2 protein-coding genes are annotated in these 1,248 nt (G+C 41.7%); both read left to right on the top strand.

Annotated elements, in window-relative coordinates; translation table 11 throughout:
* Positions 1-611 (top strand): alpha-glucosidase C-terminal domain-containing protein (locus AB4653_RS22830; protein WP_372105395.1); only part of this gene is annotated, 611 nt, incomplete at its 5' end.
* Between the two features lie 367 nt (positions 612-978).
* Positions 979-1,248 (top strand): extracellular solute-binding protein (locus AB4653_RS22825; RefSeq protein ID WP_372105394.1); only part of this gene is annotated, 270 nt, incomplete at its 3' end.

The raw sequence follows: 1,248 nt of genomic DNA, 5'->3' as shown, positions 1-1,248 counted from the left end.
GTTTGCACTTCTTGAAAGGCACACCTTACATCTATCAAGGTGAAGAGATTGGCATGACCAATGTCGCTTTTGACAATCTAGACCAATATAAAGATATTGAAACGCACAATTTCTATAAAGTAAAAACGGAATCGGGTGTCACTCATGAACACATGATGGACGCCATTCACGAGAACAGCCGTGACAACGCTAGAACACCCATGCATTGGAACAACCAACCAAATGCAGGCTTCTCTGACGGAACACCTTGGATTGAGCTGAATCCAAACTACCCAGAGATCAACGTCGAAAGTGCGTTGGCTGATCCAAGTTCCATATTTTATCACTACAAGACATTGATAGAGTTACGAAAAGCTCACCCAGCGATTGTCTACGGTTCATTCATCCCTGTTTTTGAAGAACACGACAAGGTTTTCGCCTACGTACGTGAGTTGGATGGTGAAATGCTGTTTGTAGTTTGTAACTTCTCAAACGACAACCTGACACTGGATATGCCTGAACAATACCAAACTCAGACGCTTGATTGTCTGATCAATAACTATCAAACGGTCACTGAGTTGTCAGCCAAGCTTGAACTGGCACCGTATGAATCATTTGCTGTAAAACTGTAATCATACGTTAAATGCAACACACCAAAGGCAAGGTTCTCCTTGCCTTTTTTATTGCCCAAAGCCATCGATTCTCTCCAACATTTCACATCTTAACCTAAGCAACCTAGCGCTTAGTTTTGGATGGCTTTCATCACCCAAAAATAGTTTGAGCCCGCCTTCACATTTCTCCATACGCGCCACTTCACAAAACTATGGCGATCGCCTGTAAAACAGCACTGTATCGGCATTGCTATAGCTTTTTACTATATCAAAGGTGCGTTTACCTATTTCTCAAAGGCTAAATTAGTCGATATTATTTTCAGCAGATAATAAGAACTGATAGAAGTGATTATCGTTATGGATAACCTTCTGAATATGGAATGAAACTATGAAACCTCTATTGAAAACACTGTCTATTTGTACCCTTGCTGCTCTTTTCAATGCACCGGCTTTTGCTATGGAAGAAGGTGAAATCACAATCTGGATCAATGGCGATAAAAGTTATGCCGGTCTTGCTGAAATTGGTAAACAATTCGAAGAAGATACTGGTGTAAAAATTAACGTTCAGTACCCAGACTCACTGGAAGCTAAATTCCAACAACACGCAGCAACAGGCGGCGGCCCTGACATCATTTTCTGGGCACACGACCGTTTTGGT

This window comes from Vibrio sp. 10N.222.48.A3 (genome assembly GCF_041475345.1).
Classification (GTDB): Bacteria; Pseudomonadota; Gammaproteobacteria; order Enterobacterales; family Vibrionaceae; genus Vibrio; species Vibrio tasmaniensis_A.
The sequence above is the reverse complement of the archived record's forward strand: the minus strand, read 5'-3'. Positions and strand labels throughout refer to the sequence as shown.